The 18243-nt window shown below is 47.6% G+C and carries 28 protein-coding genes; 5 read left to right on the forward strand and 23 right to left on the reverse strand.

The genetic code is table 11. The annotated features are described in order from the left end of the window. Positions 1-37 precede the first annotated feature (37 nt). The 7 genes from purB to ACJHX7_RS01980 all read right to left on the reverse strand — a co-directional run bounded on the left by purB (position 38) and on the right by ACJHX7_RS01980 (position 5475). Positions 38-1408, reverse strand: a complete 1371-nt coding sequence (gene purB / locus ACJHX7_RS01950; RefSeq protein WP_000423742.1) for an adenylosuccinate lyase — start codon at positions 1406-1408, stop codon at positions 38-40. A 3-nt stretch (positions 1409-1411) separates the two neighbouring features. After that, positions 1412-2053 carry a high frequency lysogenization protein HflD gene (gene hflD / locus ACJHX7_RS01955; protein WP_001297479.1) on the reverse strand — a complete coding sequence of 214 codons (642 nt, stop codon included), beginning with the start codon at positions 2051-2053 and terminating at the stop codon, positions 1412-1414. 35 nt (positions 2054-2088) lie between these two features. Next, positions 2089-3195 (reverse strand): tRNA 2-thiouridine(34) synthase MnmA, encoded by a 1107-nt coding sequence (gene mnmA / locus ACJHX7_RS01960; protein ID WP_094029791.1) that lies wholly within the window; start codon positions 3193-3195, stop codon positions 2089-2091. Between the two features lie 53 nt (positions 3196-3248). Beyond that, positions 3249-3710, reverse strand: a complete 462-nt coding sequence (nudJ, locus tag ACJHX7_RS01965; RefSeq protein ID WP_000476093.1) for a phosphatase NudJ — start codon at positions 3708-3710, stop codon at positions 3249-3251. Between the two features lie 9 nt (positions 3711-3719). Continuing rightward, on the reverse strand, positions 3720-4358 hold the full coding sequence (gene rluE, locus ACJHX7_RS01970; protein ID WP_094029790.1) for a 23S rRNA pseudouridine(2457) synthase RluE: 639 nt from the start codon (positions 4356-4358) through the stop codon (positions 3720-3722). Positions 4359-4690: 332 nt separating this feature from the next. Then, positions 4691-5026, reverse strand: a complete 336-nt coding sequence (locus ACJHX7_RS01975; protein ID WP_000246191.1) for a DUF1493 family protein — start codon at positions 5024-5026, stop codon at positions 4691-4693. Further along, positions 5026-5475 carry an STM2901 family protein gene (locus ACJHX7_RS01980; RefSeq protein WP_000381622.1) on the reverse strand — a complete coding sequence of 150 codons (450 nt, stop codon included), beginning with the start codon at positions 5473-5475 and terminating at the stop codon, positions 5026-5028. Before ACJHX7_RS01980 ends, ACJHX7_RS01975 begins: the two co-directional genes overlap by 1 nt. A gap of 580 nt (positions 5476-6055) precedes the next feature. On the opposite strand from ACJHX7_RS01980, the gene icd reads away from it, so the two are divergent. Beyond that, positions 6056-7306 carry an NADP-dependent isocitrate dehydrogenase gene (icd, locus tag ACJHX7_RS01985; RefSeq protein ID WP_000444487.1) on the forward strand — a complete coding sequence of 417 codons (1251 nt, stop codon included), beginning with the start codon at positions 6056-6058 and terminating at the stop codon, positions 7304-7306. A gap of 113 nt (positions 7307-7419) precedes the next feature. On the opposite strand, the gene ACJHX7_RS01990 is transcribed toward icd, so the two are convergent. From ACJHX7_RS01990 to ACJHX7_RS02060, 15 genes are all read right to left on the reverse strand, one after another. Further along, positions 7420-8562, reverse strand: coding sequence for a site-specific integrase (locus ACJHX7_RS01990; RefSeq protein ID WP_000741339.1), 1143 nt, complete (start codon positions 8560-8562; stop codon positions 7420-7422). After that, positions 8552-8788, reverse strand: a complete 237-nt coding sequence (locus tag ACJHX7_RS01995) for an excisionase (protein ID WP_000088653.1) — start codon at positions 8786-8788, stop codon at positions 8552-8554. The genes ACJHX7_RS01990 and ACJHX7_RS01995 overlap by 11 nt, the downstream gene beginning before the upstream one ends. 139 nt (positions 8789-8927) lie before the next feature. Beyond that, positions 8928-9167 (reverse strand): DUF4222 domain-containing protein, encoded by a 240-nt coding sequence (locus tag ACJHX7_RS02000; protein WP_094030526.1) that lies wholly within the window; start codon positions 9165-9167, stop codon positions 8928-8930. Further along, positions 9145-9477, reverse strand: coding sequence for an ASCH domain-containing protein (locus ACJHX7_RS02005; RefSeq protein ID WP_042099480.1), 333 nt, complete (start codon positions 9475-9477; stop codon positions 9145-9147). The genes ACJHX7_RS02000 and ACJHX7_RS02005 overlap by 23 nt, the downstream gene beginning before the upstream one ends. Continuing rightward, positions 9477-9698 carry a TraR/DksA family transcriptional regulator gene (locus tag ACJHX7_RS02010; protein ID WP_000763374.1) on the reverse strand — a complete coding sequence of 74 codons (222 nt, stop codon included), beginning with the start codon at positions 9696-9698 and terminating at the stop codon, positions 9477-9479. The genes ACJHX7_RS02005 and ACJHX7_RS02010 overlap by 1 nt, the downstream gene beginning before the upstream one ends. 98 nt (positions 9699-9796) lie before the next feature. Beyond that, positions 9797-10012, reverse strand: coding sequence for a hypothetical protein (locus ACJHX7_RS02015; protein WP_000188870.1), 216 nt, complete (start codon positions 10010-10012; stop codon positions 9797-9799). Between the two features lie 76 nt (positions 10013-10088). Then, positions 10089-10280, reverse strand: coding sequence for a DUF1382 family protein (locus ACJHX7_RS02020; RefSeq protein WP_000548537.1), 192 nt, complete (start codon positions 10278-10280; stop codon positions 10089-10091). Continuing rightward, positions 10253-10435, reverse strand: a complete 183-nt coding sequence (locus ACJHX7_RS02025; RefSeq protein ID WP_000149544.1) for a DUF1317 domain-containing protein — start codon at positions 10433-10435, stop codon at positions 10253-10255. Before ACJHX7_RS02025 ends, ACJHX7_RS02020 begins: the two co-directional genes overlap by 28 nt. Further along, on the reverse strand, positions 10432-11112 hold the full coding sequence (locus ACJHX7_RS02030; protein WP_024230154.1) for a lambda exonuclease family protein: 681 nt from the start codon (positions 11110-11112) through the stop codon (positions 10432-10434). The genes ACJHX7_RS02025 and ACJHX7_RS02030 overlap by 4 nt, the downstream gene beginning before the upstream one ends. Continuing rightward, positions 11109-11894 (reverse strand): phage recombination protein Bet, encoded by a 786-nt coding sequence (gene bet, locus ACJHX7_RS02035; protein ID WP_000100844.1) that lies wholly within the window; start codon positions 11892-11894, stop codon positions 11109-11111. Before bet ends, ACJHX7_RS02030 begins: the two co-directional genes overlap by 4 nt. 5 nt (positions 11895-11899) lie before the next feature. Further along, complete coding sequence (locus tag ACJHX7_RS02040) at positions 11900-12196, reverse strand: host-nuclease inhibitor Gam family protein (protein ID WP_096946078.1); 297 nt, start codon at positions 12194-12196, stop codon at positions 11900-11902. A 75-nt stretch (positions 12197-12271) separates the two neighbouring features. Further along, positions 12272-12478, reverse strand: a complete 207-nt coding sequence (locus tag ACJHX7_RS02045) for a phage encoded cell division inhibitor protein (RefSeq protein ID WP_000233576.1) — start codon at positions 12476-12478, stop codon at positions 12272-12274. 480 nt (positions 12479-12958) lie between these two features. Beyond that, positions 12959-13465, reverse strand: a complete 507-nt coding sequence (locus tag ACJHX7_RS02050; RefSeq protein ID WP_000841195.1) for a hypothetical protein — start codon at positions 13463-13465, stop codon at positions 12959-12961. 21 nt (positions 13466-13486) lie between these two features. After that, positions 13487-14509, reverse strand: coding sequence for a hypothetical protein (locus tag ACJHX7_RS02055; protein WP_000654526.1), 1023 nt, complete (start codon positions 14507-14509; stop codon positions 13487-13489). Positions 14510-14631: 122 nt separating this feature from the next. Continuing rightward, positions 14632-15321 carry a helix-turn-helix transcriptional regulator gene (locus tag ACJHX7_RS02060; RefSeq protein ID WP_000858971.1) on the reverse strand — a complete coding sequence of 230 codons (690 nt, stop codon included), beginning with the start codon at positions 15319-15321 and terminating at the stop codon, positions 14632-14634. A gap of 104 nt (positions 15322-15425) precedes the next feature. Here ACJHX7_RS02060 and ACJHX7_RS02065 point away from each other — a divergent pair, with 104 nt between their 5' ends. The 4 genes from ACJHX7_RS02065 (at position 15426) to ACJHX7_RS02080 (ending at position 18000) form a co-directional block, all read left to right on the forward strand. Continuing rightward, positions 15426-15656 (forward strand): transcriptional regulator, encoded by a 231-nt coding sequence (locus tag ACJHX7_RS02065; protein WP_001067458.1) that lies wholly within the window; start codon positions 15426-15428, stop codon positions 15654-15656. Between the two features lie 69 nt (positions 15657-15725). Then, entirely contained in the window at positions 15726-16265 is a 540-nt protein-coding gene (locus ACJHX7_RS02070; protein ID WP_001546577.1) for a toxin YdaT domain-containing protein, read from the forward strand. Positions 16266-16351: 86 nt separating this feature from the next. Continuing rightward, a complete protein-coding gene (locus ACJHX7_RS02075) occupies positions 16352-17281 on the forward strand; it encodes a replication protein (RefSeq protein WP_122992267.1) in 930 nt (309 codons plus the stop codon). Continuing rightward, positions 17278-18000, forward strand: a complete 723-nt coding sequence (locus ACJHX7_RS02080; RefSeq protein WP_094030556.1) for a replication protein P — start codon at positions 17278-17280, stop codon at positions 17998-18000. Before ACJHX7_RS02075 ends, ACJHX7_RS02080 begins: the two co-directional genes overlap by 4 nt. A 44-nt stretch (positions 18001-18044) precedes the next feature. On the opposite strand, the gene ACJHX7_RS02085 is transcribed toward ACJHX7_RS02080, so the two are convergent. Continuing rightward, the gene (locus ACJHX7_RS02085; protein WP_255402470.1) at positions 18045-18167 is read right to left on the reverse strand and encodes a hypothetical protein; all 123 of its coding nucleotides are present in this window, start codon (positions 18165-18167) and stop codon (positions 18045-18047) included. Positions 18168-18243: the final 76 nt, after the last annotated feature.

The raw sequence follows: 18243 nt of genomic DNA on the forward strand, positions 1-18243 counted from the left end.
AGGCCGGACAGCATCGCTATCCGGCACTGATACGAGTTTATTTCAGCTCATCAACCATGGTGATGGCGCGACCAATGTAGTTTGCCGGCGTCATCGCTTTCAGGCGGGCTTTCTCTTCTTCTGGCAACGCCAGACCGTCGATAAACTGCTTCATGCCTTCGGCGTCAACGCGCTTACCGCGAGTCAGCTCTTTCAGCTTCTCGTACGGTTTTTCGATGCCATAGCGACGCATAACTGTCTGGATTGGCTCAGCCAGCACTTCCCAGTTGTGATCCAGTTCATCCAGCAGATGGTCACGGTTCACTTCCAGTTTGCTCACGCCTTTCAGGGTGGATTGATACGCAATCAGCGCATAACCGATACCCACGCCGAGGTTACGCAGCACGGTGGAGTCGGTCAGGTCACGCTGCCAGCGGGAAACCGGCAGTTTGCTTGCCAGATGCTGCAATACCGCGTTGGAAAGCCCCAGGTTTCCTTCGGAGTTTTCGAAGTCGATCGGGTTAACTTTATGCGGCATGGTGGAAGAACCAATCTCACCAGCAATGGTTTTCTGTTTGAAGTGGTTAAGGGCGATATAACCCCAGACGTCACGGTCAAAGTCGATCAGAATGGTGTTGAAGCGAGCAACGCAATCAAACAGTTCGGCAATGTAGTCGTGCGGTTCGATCTGGGTGGTGTACGGGTTCCACTGAATACCCAGCGAGGTGACGAACTCTTCGCTGAACTGATGCCAGTCAACTTCCGGGTAAGCGGCGATGTGGGCGTTATAGTTACCGACCGCACCGTTGATTTTGCCGAGGATCTCCACCTGGTTAAGCTGGCGGTACTGGCGCTCCATACGGTAGGCGACGTTTGCCATCTCTTTACCGATGGTTGACGGCGTGGCTGGCTGACCGTGGGTACGGGACAGCAGCGGGATATCGCGGTACTGAACGGCGAGATCTTTAATGCCGTCAATCAGTTGACGCCAGTACGGCAGGATCACTTCATCACGCGCGGTTTTCAGCATTAATGCGTGGGAGAGGTTATTGATATCTTCCGAAGTACAGGCAAAGTGGATGAATTCAGAAACCGCGTGCAGTTCCGGGATCTCCGCCACTTTTTCTTTCAGGAAATACTCAACCGCTTTAACGTCGTGGTTAGTGGTACGCTCGATGGTTTTGATGCGTGCGGCATCTTCTTCGCTGAAACTGGCGACAATTGCATCAAGGTAACCGATTGCGTCGGCAGCAAAAGCAGGAACTTCCTTGATCGCTGCGTGCGCGGCCAGTTTTTGCAGCCAACGTACTTCAACTTGTACACGAAATTTCAGCAAACCATATTCGCTGAAAATCCCGCGCAGCGCGCTGACTTTATCGCCGTAGCGTCCATCGACAGGGGAAACGGCGGTCAGTGAGGATAATTCCATAGATCACAACTCCGGGGTTAAATGAGCAAGAATTTGTTTTGCCTGAGTGGTCAGGCGATTACGAGAAAACATCAGTTGCAGACGTCCGCCGCCAACCTGATGCCAGAGCACGGCGGCGCGAATGCCTGCCAGCAGGGTTGCGCGAACTTTCGCCTGCACTTGTGGGCTTTGCAGTACAGCAGGGGAACCGGTTACCTGAATGCGCGGGCCAAGCGGGCTAATCACATCAACATAGATAGCAGCCATCGCGCTCATCAGCGTTTCGGACTGTAAATCGAAGTGTTCGAGCTGGCGTTGCAGGCCGTTGATCCGGTTGCCCAGAGTGTCGAGCGCACCTTTCGCTGAGGAGAGTTTGCGCTCAAGCACCATCAGGCTGAGTGTGTAGCGGGTTAATTCAGCGTTTAAGCCCTGGCGACTGCTGGCATTGAGCACGCCGAGCAGGGTTTCCAGCCCGACGCGCAGGTTGGCTTCGCTACCGCCAAAAACCGCCAGCGTCGAGCTGGGGTTCATATCAATAATACTGTTGAGTGAGACGTGTAGCGCATCGGCATCACAATGCCCCTGGTGAGCGAGTTGTTGCACCAGGCGTGCCGACTGACAAATACCGGCCAGGGCGAGGGTGATGTCATAGTAATTCTTTGCCACGTTCACTGCTTCCTTGTTTTAAGTAAAGATAATAATCAGACCGGCAGCGGCAGACGCTGCTCAATAATACCGCCACCGAGGCACACTTCACCGTTATAGAAGACGGCAGACTGGCCCGGCGTCACGGCGGCAACCGGCTCATCGAAAATCACTTCAATGCGATCATCGTCCAGCGCCTTGACGGCGCACGGGATGTCGGTCTGGCGATAGCGGGTTTTTACTGTGCAACGCATAGTACCGGTGAACGGCTCGCGATCGACCCAGTGCAGCTGCTGGGCAATCAGACCGACAGACATCAGACGCGGGTGTTCATGGCCCTGCGCAACAATCAGAATGTTGTTTTCGACGTCTTTATCGACCACATACCACGGTTCTTCGGTGCCGTCTTTGGTGCCACCGATACCCAGACCTTTACGCTGACCGAGGGTGTGATACATCAGCCCCTGGTGCTCACCAATTTCATCGCCATCGACGGTAATGATTTTGCCCGGTTGCGCCGGGAGATAACGGCCCAGGAACTCGCGGAATTTACGTTCGCCAATGAAGCAAATGCCGGTAGAGTCTTTTTTCTTCGCGGTGACCAGACCAAGATCTTCAGCAATCTTACGCACCTGCGGTTTTTCCAGTTCGCCGACCGGGAACAGGCTTTGCGCAATCTGCTCATGGCTGAGCGTATAAAGGAAGTAGCTCTGGTCTTTATTGCTGTCCAGACCACGCAGCAGGCGGCTCTTGCCATCGACATCTGCCCGACGTACGTAATGACCGGTAGCGATATAATCGGCACCTAAATCTTCGGCGGCAAATTCGAGGAAGGCTTTAAATTTGATCTCTTTGTTGCACAGAATATCCGGATTCGGCGTGCGACCGGCTTTATATTCGGCAAGGAACAGTTCGAAGACGTTGTCCCAGTACTCGGCAGCAAAGTTAACGGTGTGCAGTTCAATGCCGAGCTTGTCGCAGACAGCCTGGGCATCAGCCAGATCCGCTGCCGCTGTGCAATATTCCTCACCGTCGTCTTCTTCCCAGTTCTTCATAAACAGGCCTTCGACCTGATATCCCTGTTGTTGCAACAGCCAGGCAGAAACGGAGGAATCGACACCGCCGGACATGCCGACGATTACTTTTTTTGCGGTTTCAGACATTGGATCACTCACGACATTGAACTTCAAGGCGGCGTATTCTATCACGCAGCCTTTTAGATGACACCCTTTGTAAAAGGCCAGTTAAAATCGCCAATCATCTCCAGCGGATAGCGTTGCCCGCTTTGATAACAACGAATACTTTCCGCCACCAGCGGCGAACGCAGATTTGACGCCTGTAAAATTTCTTCGGCGCTAACCCAACGGCAGCAGTCGATATCGCTGTCATGAGGCTGGGTCGGGCATATTTGCTCAAGCTCAATGGCAAAGAGGAAACGCAAAAACGGCGTTTTATCTGGCGCAATCCACTGATGCATACGAATAAAGTGTTGCGGCTGCGCGCTGATGCCGGTTTCTTCCCACAGCTCACGGGCGGCGGCTTCCACTAAGGTTTCATCGGCTTCCAGATGCCCGGCAGGTTGGTTCCATAACGCTTTACCATTAATCGTCTCTTCAACGACTAAAAATTTGCCTTCTGCGTGCACCACGCAAGCAACGGTAACGTGCGGTTTAAACATTTTGCGTCCTTAATCTGTCGCTTCTCGCCATTCGCCGTTGGCAAGATTATCCAAAGAGTAATCACCCATCGCATAGCGAATCAGTCGCAGCGTGGGGAAACCAACATGGGCGGTCATGCGGCGCACCTGGCGATTACGTCCTTCATATAAGGTGATCTTCAGCCAGCTGGTGGGAATACTTTTGCGTTCACGAATTGGTGGATTCCGCGGCCATAACCACGCGGGTTCTTCAACCAGCTCCGCGCCTGCGGGCAGGGTAGGGCCATCATTTAAGGTTACGCCATTGCGCAAGGCTTCAAGTGCGTCTTGTGTGGGAATACCTTCCACCTGCACATAATAGATTTTTCCGGTGCGTTTACCCGGCTGGGTTAAACGCGCCTGCAACGCGCCGTTATTGGTCAGCACCAGTAACCCTTCGCTATCGCGGTCAAGACGACCTGCTGCATAAACGCCCTGAACCGGGATGAATTCTTTTAATGTTTTGCGTCCGGCTTCATCGGTGAACTGCGGAAGAACATCGTAGGGTTTATTGAACAGGATCACACGCGTGGGCTGGTTTTCAGGTTTACGCTTAGTGGAGTGTTGCGAGTTTAGTCGACTAACCTGTTTTTTTCTAAAAGAAGATTTAGAATCGCTAAAGTATTTCATGGTAAATTCCAAATAGTGCTATACGCAGAGGGTAGCACAGTGTCGGATTGCATTGGACTTTTAAGGTACTCGTTAGAGGTTCAGGGTTCAGGCTCTTCAGCGCGGTTTCATCAATACCTGGGTTAGTGAGCAGCGGTTGTGTGGCTGCATGGTGATAAATATGGCCCAATGAACACATTTTACATTGATGAATTGAATAAATACTGGTATGAAAAATAGTGTTTCTGTATTACTGATGGGTGACAGCACTTCACTGTTCAAGTTTAGGATGATGCTTTACCACTACCATCATCAGCAGTAATAAGCGGGGCATCGCAGCCTTCTTTTTTATTCTACTGATACAGCCATTTTCCCGCTTCTGCTGATTCTGCAAACATCCGTACAGTTAACGGTAAACGTGTTGTTTCTACCTCTTCCCGCTTGAGCTTGAACCATCGTTGAAGCAATGGTGCAGACTCCCATGGAAGGTACAAAGACCAGTCCAGATTATCCAGGTTAATCCCAAACCTCTCTTTGTATTTCCGTATAGCGTCCTCTAAATCATCTCGTGGATAGTCGAACAAATCAGAGTCCAGTTCTAACGGAATTTCCTTCCCGTGGTCATCCTGATAACCTGGAATCTCATCACGGAACAGTGCTAAAACTTCGTCTGTGATTGTTGTCGCCATTAGAAGGAAGTCCACTTAATACGGTCTTGAGGTTTGGCAATCAGATTGTATTTTTCCTGGGTACGAGTCGAAACCCTGTAAAGACTCATCGACAGTGAAGCCCAACCAATCCACGGGACCCAACGAGCGATAATTGCAGCAAGCTTATTAGATTTCTGCATCCTTACACCCACTGGTGTATGAACAGAAATACCAAAAGGCATGCGTGCATCTCTCATCAGTATACGCGCATACTTTGAGACAACACTTGTTCCCAGGGTTGCCCCTTGCGGCTTCGCTCTTGTACCCAGCCACGGTTGACCAGATAAGATTGCTGCACCTGATACCGAATCAATCCCCAATTCCTTACAGAATTCTTCAAGGAATATGACGTTGAGTAGTTCTATTTTGGACAGGTTCGGGTGTCCTCTGTAGAAATATGTTCCATTGCGTTCTTCGGTAGTATCCATTTGTCAACACTCCATTGTTATATAGTGTTTCTGTTACTTGAAGTTGATTTCTTCGGTTGCAGCAGATGCAGAACCAGTAAAGGCAACGAGTTTCACAGCTATCAGTGCAAAGCGTTTCATGTGAACCTCAAAAAGGGGGATGCCATAATTTACTCGTTGCTTGTCGCTTCAACCATGACTTTTGATAATTTTCCCAATAGTGCTCAAAGTGAGATAGTCGCTGAATCGAGTAATGTCAAATTTTGACCAAATAGCACCTTGTTAGTTATCTCTGGTGTTTTTTTTATTGCTTAAAATCTGATGTAACTTATTGATATTTAATACATTATTTGAAGGTCAGAAAAATACTGTCTTTGGTCTAAAAGAAGTTTTTTGCATGGTATTTTCAGAGATTATGAATTGCCGCATTATAGCCTAATAACGCGCATCTTTCATGACGGCAAACAATAGGGTAGTATTGACAAGCCAATTACAAATCATTAACAAAAAAATTGCTCTAAAGCATCCGTATCGCAGGACGCAAACGCATATGCAACGTGGTGGCAGACGAGCAAACCAGTAGCGCTCGAAGGAGAGGTGAATGGAAAGTAAAGTAGTTGTTCCGGCACAAGGCAAGAAGATCACCCTGCAAAACGGCAAACTCAACGTTCCTGAAAATCCGATTATCCCTTACATTGAAGGTGATGGAATCGGTGTAGATGTAACCCCAGCCATGCTGAAAGTGGTCGACGCTGCAGTCGAGAAAGCCTATAAAGGCGAGCGTAAAATCTCCTGGATGGAAATTTACACCGGTGAAAAATCCACACAGGTTTATGGTCAGGATGTCTGGCTACCTGCTGAAACCCTTGATCTGATTCGTGAATATCGTGTTGCCATCAAAGGCCCGCTGACCACTCCGGTTGGTGGCGGTATTCGCTCTCTCAACGTTGCTCTGCGCCAGGAACTGGATCTCTACATCTGCCTGCGTCCGGTACGTTACTATCAGGGCACTCCAAGCCCGGTTAAACACCCTGAACTGACCGATATGGTTATCTTCCGTGAAAACTCGGAAGACATTTATGCGGGTATCGAATGGAAAGCAGACTCTGCCGACGCTGAGAAAGTGATTAAATTCCTGCGTGAAGAGATGGGCGTGAAGAAAATTCGCTTCCCGGAACATTGCGGTATCGGTATTAAGCCGTGTTCTGAAGAAGGCACCAAACGTCTGGTTCGTGCAGCGATCGAATACGCAATTGCTAACGATCGTGACTCTGTGACCCTGGTGCACAAAGGCAACATCATGAAGTTCACCGAAGGCGCGTTTAAAGACTGGGGCTACCAGCTGGCGCGTGAAGAGTTTGGCGGTGAACTGATCGACGGCGGCCCGTGGCTGAAAGTTAAAAACCCGAACACCGGCAAAGAGATCGTCATTAAAGACGTGATTGCTGATGCGTTCCTGCAACAGATCCTGCTGCGTCCGGCTGAATATGATGTTATCGCCTGTATGAACCTGAACGGTGACTACATTTCTGACGCCCTGGCAGCGCAGGTTGGCGGTATCGGTATCGCCCCTGGCGCAAACATCGGTGACGAATGCGCCCTGTTTGAAGCCACCCACGGTACTGCGCCGAAATATGCCGGTCAGGACAAAGTAAACCCAGGCTCTATTATTCTCTCCGCTGAGATGATGTTACGCCATATGGGCTGGACTGAAGCCGCAGACCTGATTGTTAAAGGTATGGAAGGCGCAATCAATGCGAAGACCGTAACCTATGACTTCGAACGTCTGATGGAAGGCGCTAAACTGCTGAAATGTTCAGAATTTGGTGATGCGATCATCAAGAACATGTAATCACTACATGTGTTTAATATTGAAACGGGCGTGTTATACGCCCGTTGTTTTATGATGATGTAAAATCTTCCCCAAAACTTTCCCCAAAACCCTTCCCCAAAACTGGCTATTTTCTATGCTGTTTTGATATCTACGATAACCCAGTCTTTACCACGATCATCATTGTATCGGTCGGTCATTTTTCTGGATTTATGGCCTAACAACTTTTGCGTATCCAGACCCTGTTCCCGATATAACCGTTCTGACAGAGATCGCTGCTCATGAAATGTGGGCGCAGTTCCTTGCTCCCATTTTATGCCACATTTTTCCCTGGCCTTTTTAAAAGCCGTTGTCAGAGTATTTGCAGAAACCTGGTCTCCTCTGTTTGCTTGAGAGGTAGTGTGACGGTAATGGACCAGATATTTACTAACAACAGCATCCCTGCACTGAGATATAACTTCACGAAGGGTAATATTCAGAGCATCGCATTTCAGGTTAAGCGGAATAGCAAGTTTTGAACCGGTTTTTTCCTGAGTAATGTGCAACATGTCGTCCCAGATATCAGAGAATTTCAAATTGCAGATATCACCTAAACGTTGTCCAGTAACAAGAGCAAGTAGCATGCCGCATTTTAAATAGGGCTGCCGTCTGCTTACGCTTTCAAATATTGCCTGCCATTCGGGCAGTGACAATCTTTGGCGGTTTACTCGATTTCGCGGTTGTTTTGTTGCCTGTGCTGGGTTAAATCCTGGCGGAACATGTCCTGCGTGTTGTGCTTCTTTGAAGACGTCGATCAACACCATTCTCACGACTTGCGCCATCCTGTTATGACCTTCAGCCTTTACAGCATCAATTATTTCGGCAATATCAAGTGCGGTAATATCCTTGAGGTGTTGCATTCCACAATGCTCACGGAAAAGACGAATGGGTTTGCCTTTTTGCCGATAGGAGTTGGGTCTTAGTTCATTATGTTGCAGCCTGTCCTCCTGGATAGAAATATATTTATCAAGCCATTCTGTCACCGTAATGTCTGAGCGCCTGCCTTTCATTCTTTCCAGACGCTCATTGACGCTTAATATTTGTCTGGTACGTTGTTCAGCAATAATGGTATTTGCTTCAGTAGCAACTTGTTTTGCTTCATTCTCATCAGTTCCTAAGCTATGAAAACGACCGGATAGTGGATGTTTGTATTGCCAATATACCTTTCCGGTTCGCTTATCTAATTTGCAATATAAATTGGGTATAGAGATTTTGTGAGATCGGGGTCTAGCAGCCATCAGCGATTATCCGTTGGAGTTTTGGGTTTGCGTTTATTGGGAGTTGCGGTTCTGCAAGCGTTCCTACAAAACGGGAATTTCGGTCAATCATCCAGTAGCGACCAACTTTTATAGCTGGTGGGGCCATCATTTTCCCTTGCGCGTATTTTTTCAGAACTCGCTCACTTGGTGCTAAGTCCCCAAATTCTTCTTTAGCCCAGTCCTGTAAAGTGATTAGTCGAGACATTTGTCCTCCTCTTAGCTGCTGAGGGAGTTTGTGACCGATATATCTGACATGATATTAAGCTCATGGCAGGTACATCTCATGACTGGTCATAGAGATAAATTTAATGCTGAGAAATGCAGTATTGAATTTATCAATTTTTCTATTTCCTGCGTATGGCACGTAACTTCTTAATGTGTTCTGCCGTTTCGATCTCTTCTGCTATCCGATCTGCATCAGCTTTATTCACAGGTTCAAAGTCATGATTAAAGCGGAACATGCTGGCGATACATGTTCTGCCTTTTCGGATGTAGTGAACTTTGTTATGGGTAGAACGCAGGATTTTGTAGGGAGTGCCGTGGTGGTCGACGTACCAGGTGTTAGGGTAAATCACTCTGAACATTCTTGACCTTGTGTTGTGCGGATTGATATTCAGTGGTGATATTCACCTTTATAGCGAACACCTTTACCGGTTTATCGCCAAAGTGCGGATGTGTGATTGTCTTCACTTCATATCCGTCATACGGAACATCAATTCTGCGACTGGAATCGTCGCGCTTCGGATATCCCTTTGTGATAATCAGGCGGTCATATTCCCGGAACATAATTCGCTTATTCCAGTAGTCATTACACAAGCGATACTCTTCTGTTTTCTCTCCGCGAATCATGGCATCGAAGTATTCACTTTTAACAGCAAGTTGCAGGTTAGCCATCACTTAATCCCCCTTTGTTTGCGGATAAGCTCCAGATCTTGCTGGCAACTGGCGCAAGTCCGACAACCCTGAACGGCCAGTCGTCTTCGTTCATCTATCGGATCGCCACACTCACAACAATGAGTGGCAGATACAGCCAGGTAGTTCAGGCGGCGCATTTTTATTGCTGTGTTGCGCTGTAATTCTTCTATTTCTGATGCTGAATCAATGATGTCTGCCATCTTTCATTAATCCCTGAACTGTTGGTTAATACGCTTGAGGGTGAATGCGAACAATAAAAAAGGAGCCTGTAGCTCCCTGATGATTTTGCTTTTCATGTTCACCGTTCCTTAAAGACGCCGTTTAACATGCCGATCGCTAGGCTTAAATGAGTCGGTGTGAATCCCATCAGCGTTACTGTTTCGCGGTGCTTCTTCAGTACGCTACGGCAAATGTCATCGACGTTTTTATCCGGAAACTGCTGTCTGGCTTTTTTGATTTCAGAATTAGCCTGACGGGCAATGCTGCGAAGGGCGTTTTCTTGCTGAGGTGTCACTGAACAAGCCCCATGTCGGCAAGCATAAGCACACAGAATATGAAGCCCGCTGCCAGAAAAATGCATTCAGTGGTTGTCATACCTGGTCTCTCTCATCTGCTTCTGCTTTCGCCACCATCATTTCCAGCTTTTGTGAAAGGGATGTGGCTAACGTATGAAATTCTTCGTCTGTTTCTACTGGTATTGGCACAAACCTGACTCCAATTTGAGCAAGGCTATGTGCCATCTCAATACTCGTTCTTAACTCAACAGGAGATGCTTTGTGCATACCGCCTCCCGTTTATTATTTATCTTCTCAGCCAGCCGCTGTGCTTTCAGTGGATTTCTGATAACAGAAAGGCCGGGAAATACCCAGCCTCGCTTTGTAACGGAGTAGACGAAAGTGATCGCGCCTACCCGGATATTATCGTGAGGATGCGTCATCGCCATTGCTCCCCAAATACAAAACCAATTTCAGCCAGTGCCTCGTCCATTTTTTCGATGAACTCCGGCACCATCTCGTCAAAACTCTCCATGTACTTTTCATCCCGCTCAACCACGACATAATGCAGTCCTTCACGCTTCATACGCGGGTCATAGTTGGCAAAGTACCAGGCATCTTTTCGTGTCACCCACATGCTGTACTGCACCTGGGCCATGTAAGCCGACTTTATGGCCTCGAAACCACCGAGCCGGAACTTCATGAAATCCCGGGAGGTAAACGGGCATTTCAGCTCAAGGCCATTGCCGTCACTGCATAAACCATCCGGAGAGCAGGCGGTACGCATACTTTCGTCGCGATAGATGATCGGGGATTCAATAACATTCACGCCGGAAGTGAACTCAAACAGGGTTCTGGCGTCGTTCTCGTACTGTTTTCCCCATGCCAGTGCTTTAGCGTTAACTTCCGGAGCCACACCGGTGCAAACCTCGGCAAGCAGGGTGTGGAAGTAGGACATTTTCATGTCAGGCCACTTCTTTCCGGAGCGGGGTTTTGCTATCACGTTGTGAACTTCTGAAGCGGTGATGACGCCGAGCCGTAATTTGTGCCACGCATCATCCCCCTGTTCGACAGCTCTCACATCGATCCCGGTACGCTGCAGGATAATGTCCGGTGTCATGCTGCCACCTTCTGCTCTGCGGCTTTCTGTTTCAGGAATCCAAGAGCTTTTACTGCTTCGGCCTGTGTCAGTTCTGACGATGCACGAATGTCGCGGCGAAATATCTGGGAACAGAGTGGCAATAAGTCGTCATCCCATGTTTTATCCAGGGCGATCAGCAGAGTGTTAATCTCCTGCATGGTTTCATCGTTAACCGGAGTGATGTCGCGTTCCGGCTGGCGTTCTGCAGTGTATGCAGTATTTTCGACAATGCGCTCGGCTTCATCCTTGTCATAGATACCAGCAAATCCGAAGGCCAGACGGGCACACTGAATCATGGCTTTATGCCGTAACATTCGTTTGGGATGCGACTGCCACGGCCCCGTGATTTCTCTGCCTTCGCGAGTTTTGAATGGTTCGCGGCGGCATTCATCCATCCATTCGGTAACGCAGATCGGATGATTACGGTCCTTGCGGTAAATCCGGCATGTACAGGATTCATTGTCCTGTTCAAAGTCCATGCCGTCAAACTGCTGGTTTTCGTTGATGATGCGGGACCAGCCATCAACGCCCACCACCGGAACGATGCCGTTCTGCTTATCAGGGAAGGCGTAAATTTCTTTCGTCCACGGATTAAGGCCGTATTGGTTGGCGACGATCAGCAATGCGATGAACTGCGCATCGCTGGCATCGCCTTTAAATGCTGTCTGGCGAAGAGTGGTGATCAGTTCCTGTGGGTCGACAGAATCCATGCCGACACGTTCAGCCAGCTTCCCTGCCAGCGTTGCGAGTGCTGTACTCATCCGTTTTATACCTCTGAATCAATATCAACCTGATGGTGAGCAATGGTTTCAACCATGTACCGGATGTGTTCTGCCATGCGCTCCTGAAACTCAACATCGTCATCAAACGCACGGGTAATGGCTTTTTTGCTGGCCCCGTGGCGTTGCAAATGATCGATGCATAGCGATTCAAACAGGTGCTGGGGCAGGCCTTTTTCCATGTCGTCTGCCAGTTCTGCCTCTTTCTCTTCACGGGCGATCTGCTGGTAGTGACGCGCCCTGCTTTGAGCCTCAAGACGATCCTGAATGTAATAAGCGTTCATGGCTGAACTCCTGAAAATGGCTGTGAAAATATCGCCCGCTAAATGCCAGGCTGATTAGGAAAACAGGAAAGGGGATTAGTGATTCAGGCCGTTACCGCGTCCGTCGAGAAAAACTTCCACGAGCAAATCACGGGTATAAGTGCGCTCGATGCCGCGATGCAGATAAAGCCGTCCGCGTAAATTAGCTGATGCAGTCCAGGTACCATCTTTGTGTTTGACCAGCATTCCTGGCATGACCGCACCTCGATTAACGGTCTGCGTTCCGTAATGTTGATGAACCATAAAAACTCCTGCCCGTAAGCTGGGCTGCTGAACATATAGAGACTTCTGCGCGTATTCAGGCGGTGGATGGCCGCCGGTTGTCATAACTAAGCCGCCTCGTTGAAGCGACTGAGGTATGAGGTGTTGAGTTGATTTCAGCTGGTCACACCGACGTTCACACGTCCGTTTCACCCCTCGCACTCCCCGGAGCCTGCTGAAATTCAAGCTGCGGATCTAAGCGGTCATCGCAACGGTGAATCAGGTGGTTGCCGTATCGTTGTGTTGTTGCGATGAACTCATTTAAAACTATAGTTGTTTTACCGTCAACAACAAAAGTTGTTTCATTGGTTGTTTTAGATATAACTGGTTGTATTTAGGATGGATTTATTTTGTGACTTGCATCGCATAGCGATAACTGAAGCGGGGGGTATGGTGGTTTTTTGAACGGTGTGTGATGAGGGGAGGCAAAAGAAAACCCGGCACGACGGCCGGGGAGGGGGGTCATTTTAATCTATCAAGGAGTGACTCTCTTTCCTTCTTCTCTGATTCTCTTCGGTTTAATAACGCTTTAAACTCTTGAAGCTCAACCATTATTTTATGAACGAATACACTGGTATAGAGAGAAATAAAGAGTAATCCACCTGAAATTTTTAAGACCCTGAAGAGTAGGGCTTGATCATTTGTGCTTGCTATTAACCCCAAGATTACAAACAAAGTTGAAAATACATAGAAAGCTAATAATAAAACCAATTTCAGTCTCTTGGATTTGACTATTGGCACTAATCGCCTAACCTCACTAGGGGTTAAAGACGAGTGGTCATTGGCCTCATTTGCCTTAAAAATGGCTTGTATACAATATGATAATGGCAATTGCATGAGTCCAACCACAGCCCACGGAGCAGTTAGGACAACACCCGGTGTAATATAGCCCAATGCTGACTTGAACAAAAAGTAACCAGCAAAATAGAAGACCAACATACCAATAAGGTGGATGATGTTCGATTTCATTATCGCCCTCCTTTTGGTAGGTTATTTTGCAACCAATTCTCCGGCATCAAGTTTTGAGAACAGCCACTTATGCATTTTTAAGAATAAATCATTTTCATCAATAATGCCATTGTTATATTCAACGCTAATTTTTCCGGATAATTTTATCTCTTTTCCCGTTATTTCCCCACCGCCTTGAAGTTTGATGCTAATATCATCCTCATCTAGATGTCGTAGTGAGGTAGCAATACTGTCTATAACAGCTTGACCGCTATCATTTGTTTTTCTGAAGTATGTAATCTCGAGGCTTACTTGTAAATTGGCCTCATCTAATGAATCTTTAATGTTTATATCATTTGCCCAGTTATCGCCAAAAAATGCTTTTAGTAGCGCACCTCCTTTCCCTATTGGGCGGTATTTTATTGTCTTCACCGAACCATTTGAAAAGGAGGGTGTTTGGTTCTCTGAATTTTTAACTTCTGAAGTAATGGGTAATCCACCAATTTTTATGCTCTTGGCTGGTGCTTTCTCCATTTTTTTCATCGTTTCTTCGGATGGCTTATCTTGAAGCATTAACACAGATTCTTTTTCATCTGTGAATGTATTAATTAGCCAATTCAAATGCGCCTCAAGCTCCCTTGCTCGAAGCGATGTGGATTGAACGATCATGACATGGTTGTTTAGTACACCAAAATATAAAATTGAATCTACAAACTCTCTTTTTTTGTCACTACGTTTATCTCCATCAATAATTATATCATTAGACGTGATGGAGTTAATGTCATAAAATTTAACATTATCACTAAGCTCTAATAGAGACTGGCTTTTGTCTTTTTCAAATAAAACCAGTTGCCCAAAAAGTATAGTTTTGTATGTGTCGCTTTTATTTAAGAAACGATACCCCGAATTTTCATCTGAAGGTGTTATTTTTTCTTGTCTACTAAGTACTTTTTCTGCAACGCCGCCCTCACCTATAATACTAAGTAGTATGTTTTGTAATGATGATTTGCTATGTGGGATTACTGCTTTTTTATAATGAACGACTTTTTGTCTGTTATCTTTCATTGCTATAGTCCAACTAGTATTGAATAAATAAACACAGTAAAGACATAAAAATTTCTTATAGCTACCGATAACGTAATCGGTAGCTATTACAAATCAACCAAAGGTAATTCTTTACATACTACCTACCCATGCTTCCTGTAGGTCTGCGGCATGCTCCCAATAACTTTCCCGAAGATAAACACCCGGTTCATCTCGTCTTTCTCAATTGGGTCCCACGGCGAGTAGCTCTTGTTATCAGAGATAACCAGTAGCTTATCCTTCATCATTTGCAGGCGCTTTACATGGGCTGTGTCGTCGTACAGAAACGCATAGATACCATCACCGTCGAAAGATTTAACTGTGATATCAACGAACAGCAGATCACCTGGTTCGATCGTTCCTGACATGCTGTCACCACGCACGTTAATGATGCGGATATTTTCCGCCTTCCTACCATCGAACATGTGACGAGCATCGTCAAACGAGTACTCAACCGAGCGTAGAACTTCTACAAACTCACGGTTGATGACTCCCGGCCCAGCACTGACTTCTATATCAAGAACGTCAATCTTAAAGTATTTGGAATGGCTGACAGTTGATAGTATTGGTTGCACTGTACTGTCTGACATATTTCCAACGCCAGAAGATAACCATTCTGCGCGCACACCCAAAGCGTTCGCGATCTCCACGATTTTAGTTGTTTGGTTAGCTTTCCCTGTTTCGATTTTCTGAATAGCAGCTTGGCTAACCCCGACCAAATCCCCAAGCGCCTTTTGTGTAAGGCCTCGCGCTAATCTGGCTTCTTTAAGTCTTTCTGAGAGTGTTGTTTTCATAGTCCAAATGTACAACCAAGGTTTTATTCCATCAAACGAAAATGGTTGTTGACTAAAAACAACCATAGTTTTAATCTTGATTCAAATTAACCACGGAGGTTGTTATGAACCCAGCTATCAAAACAGCGATCAATATCGTTGGTTCACAAAAGAAACTGGGCGCTGCCTGCGAAGTTTCACAGCAGGCCGTCTATAAGTGGCTTCACAACAAAGCAAAGGTATCCCCTGAACATGTCGGCAGCATTGTTACGGCTACTGGTGGAGTAGTGAAGGCATACCAGATTCGCCCGGATCTTCCGAAGTTGTTTCCACACACCGAAAAGAACGCAGCTTAAATTTCCATTTCACGCTCTTTAACAATAAGCAATCAACTTAACAGTCAATTCAAACTAAAGGAGTCAATTATGCAACCACTTACATACCAACAGACTAGCGGATTTAGCCCGACTGCGGTGATAAATCGTTCTCAAACAAAACAGGTGCCAGGCCACGAAAAAATCCGTGATGCCGTCCGCGCCTGGTCGGCTGAAGATAATCAGGATGTCGTTGCCACACTCATTGTGAATGAGTATCGGGAGCAGGGCGGCGGCGCCATCGATTTCCCTGATGATGTCAGCCGTGCACGCCAGAAGCTGTTCCGCTTCCTCGATAACAAATTCGATTCTGAAAAATACCGAAATAACGTGCGTGAACTGACCCCGGCAATTCTGGCGGTACTACCGCTGGAATATCGCGGTTACCTGGTTGAGCAGGATAGCTTCATGGCTAGGTTGGCTGAAATGGAAAAGGAACTCAGTGAGGCAAAACAGGCTGTCATTCTCAACGCACCACGCCACCAGAAACTGAAGGAGATGAGTGAAGGTATTGTGTCGATGTTTCGTGTGGACCCGGATCTGGCTGGTCCATTGATGGCGATGGTTACCACCATGTTGGGGGCAATATGACAGGCTCAGAAATGGCGAAAGCCGGTCTGCGGGAACAGAGCCGACTTTCAGGTGCAAATCGTAACACACTCATTGCGGGAGGAATTATGGCAAACACTGCTGAGATATTCAATTTTCCAGTGCCGGATGTGGCACAAAAGGAGCCGCGCGTGGCAGATCTCGACGATGGTTATACGCGCATTGCAAATGAGTTGCTGGAAGCTGTGATGCTGGCCGGATTAACACAGCACCAGCTTCTGGTCTTCCTGGCTGTCATGCGCAAAACATATGGCTTTAATAAAAAACTGGATTGGGTGAGCAACGAGCAACTTTCCGAATTGACCGGGATATTGCCGCACAAGTGTTCTGCTGCAAAAAGCGTTCTGGTAAAGCGTGGGATTCTTATTCAGAGCGGGCGAAATATCGGCATTAATAATGTGGTCAGTGAATGGTCAACATTACCCGAATCAGGTAAGAAAAATAAAGTTTACCTGAAAGAGGTAAATTTACCTGAATCAGGTAAGAAAAGTTTACCCAAATCAGGTAAAGGCGTTTACCCGAATCAGGTAAACACAAAAGACAAACTAACAAAAGACAATATAAAACCTTTTTCGTCCGAGAATTCTGGCGAATCCTCTGACCAACCAGAAAACGATCTTCCTGTGGTGAAACCGGATGCTGCAATTCAGAGCGGCAGCAAGTGGGGGACAGCAGAAGACCTGACTGCCGCAGAGTGGATGTTTGACATGGTGAAGACCATCGCCCCATCAGCCAGAAAACCGAATTTTGCAGGGTGGGCTAATGATATCCGCCTGATGCGTGAACGTGACGGACGTAACCACCGCGACATGTGCGTGCTGTTCCGCTGGGCATGCCAGGACAACTTTTGGTCTGGTAACGTGCTGAGCCCGGCCAAACTTCGCGACAAGTGGACCCAACTCGAAATCAACCGTAACAAACAACAGGCTGGCGTGACAGCCGGAAAACCAAAACTCGACCTGACAAACACTGACTGGATTTACGGGGTGGATTTATGAAAAACATCGCCGCACAGATGGTTAACTTTGACCGTGAGCAGATGCGTCGGATCGCCAACAACATGCCGGAACAGTACGACGAAAAGCCGCAGGTACAGCAGGTAGCGCAGATCATCAACGGTGTGTTCAGCCAGTTACTGGCAACTTTCCCGGCGAGCCTGGCTAACCGTGACCAGAACGAACTGAACGAAATCCGCCGCCAGTGGGTTCTGGCTTTCCGGGAAAACGGGATCACCACAATGGAACAGGTTAACGCAGGAATGCGCGTAGCCCGTCGGCAGAATCGACCATTCCTGCCATCACCCGGACAGTTTGTTGCATGGTGCCGTGAAGAAGCATCCGTTATTGCCGGACTGCCAAACGCCAGCGAGCTGGTTGATATGGTTTACGAGTATTGCCGGAAGCGTGGCCTGTATCCGGATGCAGAGTCTTATCCGTGGAAATCAAACGCGCACTACTGGCTGGTTACTAGCCTGTACCAGAATATGCGGGCCAATGCGCTTACTGATACGGAATTACGGCGCAAGGCTGCCGATGAACTTGCCCATATGACTGCGAGAATTAACCGTGGTGAGGCGATTCCCGAGCCAGTTAAACAGCTTCCGGTTATTGGTGGTAAGCCGCTATCTCGTATACAAGGATTGGCAAAGTTGGCTGAGATTCGCGAGAAGCACGGACTGAGAAGACGTAAACAATTAACGGGAGTGAAGCTAACCTGAACTATCTTCAAGACACATAAAACCTTTCCCCCAGAAAATATAGTTCATCCTGCGGCATCAACCAGACCGTAAACATTCTGACAAAGCAGGGCGATCTGGTCGATGTCAGCAATATCTAGCGAACGATTCACCACCGATTGGTAACCGAAGAGGAAATCTCTTGGCACAAAAGCACCAATCAGATTTTCGATGATGGCCCCCAAGCCCGGTGATGACGCGAATTTTACTAGCCTACGAGAGGAA

The organism is Escherichia sp. WS1451, from assembly GCF_046487365.1.
Taxonomy (GTDB): Bacteria; Pseudomonadota; Gammaproteobacteria; order Enterobacterales; family Enterobacteriaceae; genus Escherichia; species Escherichia coli.

What these genes read in the sequence shown, in the direction of transcription:
- purB (WP_000423742.1), bottom strand. Translation starts at nt 1,408, where the DNA reads ATGGAATTATCCTCACTGACCGCCGTTTCCCCTGTCGATGGACGCTAC.
- mnmA (WP_094029791.1), bottom strand. Translation starts at nt 3,195, where the DNA reads ATGTCTGAAACCGCAAAAAAAGTAATCGTCGGCATGTCCGGCGGTGTC.
- nudJ (WP_000476093.1), bottom strand. Translation starts at nt 3,710, where the DNA reads ATGTTTAAACCGCACGTTACCGTTGCTTGCGTGGTGCACGCAGAAGGC.
- rluE (WP_094029790.1), bottom strand. Translation starts at nt 4,358, where the DNA reads ATGAAATACTTTAGCGATTCTAAATCTTCTTTTAGAAAAAAACAGGTT.
- ACJHX7_RS01975 (WP_000246191.1), bottom strand. Translation starts at nt 5,026, where the DNA reads ATGGCGACAACAATCACAGACGAAGTTTTAGCACTGTTCCGTGATGAG.
- ACJHX7_RS01980 (WP_000381622.1), bottom strand. Translation starts at nt 5,475, where the DNA reads ATGGATACTACCGAAGAACGCAATGGAACATATTTCTACAGAGGACAC.
- icd (WP_000444487.1), top strand. Translation starts at nt 6,056, where the DNA reads ATGGAAAGTAAAGTAGTTGTTCCGGCACAAGGCAAGAAGATCACCCTG.
- ACJHX7_RS01990 (WP_000741339.1), bottom strand. Translation starts at nt 8,562, where the DNA reads ATGGCTGCTAGACCCCGATCTCACAAAATCTCTATACCCAATTTATAT.
- ACJHX7_RS01995 (WP_000088653.1), bottom strand. Translation starts at nt 8,788, where the DNA reads ATGTCTCGACTAATCACTTTACAGGACTGGGCTAAAGAAGAATTTGGG.
- ACJHX7_RS02000 (WP_094030526.1), bottom strand. Translation starts at nt 9,167, where the DNA reads ATGTTCAGAGTGATTTACCCTAACACCTGGTACGTCGACCACCACGGC.
- ACJHX7_RS02005 (WP_042099480.1), bottom strand. Translation starts at nt 9,477, where the DNA reads ATGGCTAACCTGCAACTTGCTGTTAAAAGTGAATACTTCGATGCCATG.
- ACJHX7_RS02010 (WP_000763374.1), bottom strand. Translation starts at nt 9,698, where the DNA reads ATGGCAGACATCATTGATTCAGCATCAGAAATAGAAGAATTACAGCGC.
- ACJHX7_RS02020 (WP_000548537.1), bottom strand. Translation starts at nt 10,280, where the DNA reads ATGCACAAAGCATCTCCTGTTGAGTTAAGAACGAGTATTGAGATGGCA.
- ACJHX7_RS02025 (WP_000149544.1), bottom strand. Translation starts at nt 10,435, where the DNA reads ATGACGCATCCTCACGATAATATCCGGGTAGGCGCGATCACTTTCGTC.
- ACJHX7_RS02030 (WP_024230154.1), bottom strand. Translation starts at nt 11,112, where the DNA reads ATGACACCGGACATTATCCTGCAGCGTACCGGGATCGATGTGAGAGCT.
- bet (WP_000100844.1), bottom strand. Translation starts at nt 11,894, where the DNA reads ATGAGTACAGCACTCGCAACGCTGGCAGGGAAGCTGGCTGAACGTGTC.
- ACJHX7_RS02040 (WP_096946078.1), bottom strand. Translation starts at nt 12,196, where the DNA reads ATGAACGCTTATTACATTCAGGATCGTCTTGAGGCTCAAAGCAGGGCG.
- ACJHX7_RS02045 (WP_000233576.1), bottom strand. Translation starts at nt 12,478, where the DNA reads ATGGTTCATCAACATTACGGAACGCAGACCGTTAATCGAGGTGCGGTC.
- ACJHX7_RS02050 (WP_000841195.1), bottom strand. Translation starts at nt 13,465, where the DNA reads ATGAAATCGAACATCATCCACCTTATTGGTATGTTGGTCTTCTATTTT.
- ACJHX7_RS02055 (WP_000654526.1), bottom strand. Translation starts at nt 14,509, where the DNA reads ATGAAAGATAACAGACAAAAAGTCGTTCATTATAAAAAAGCAGTAATC.
- ACJHX7_RS02060 (WP_000858971.1), bottom strand. Translation starts at nt 15,321, where the DNA reads ATGAAAACAACACTCTCAGAAAGACTTAAAGAAGCCAGATTAGCGCGA.
- ACJHX7_RS02065 (WP_001067458.1), top strand. Translation starts at nt 15,426, where the DNA reads ATGAACCCAGCTATCAAAACAGCGATCAATATCGTTGGTTCACAAAAG.
- ACJHX7_RS02070 (WP_001546577.1), top strand. Translation starts at nt 15,726, where the DNA reads ATGCAACCACTTACATACCAACAGACTAGCGGATTTAGCCCGACTGCG.
- ACJHX7_RS02075 (WP_122992267.1), top strand. Translation starts at nt 16,352, where the DNA reads ATGGCAAACACTGCTGAGATATTCAATTTTCCAGTGCCGGATGTGGCA.
- ACJHX7_RS02080 (WP_094030556.1), top strand. Translation starts at nt 17,278, where the DNA reads ATGAAAAACATCGCCGCACAGATGGTTAACTTTGACCGTGAGCAGATG.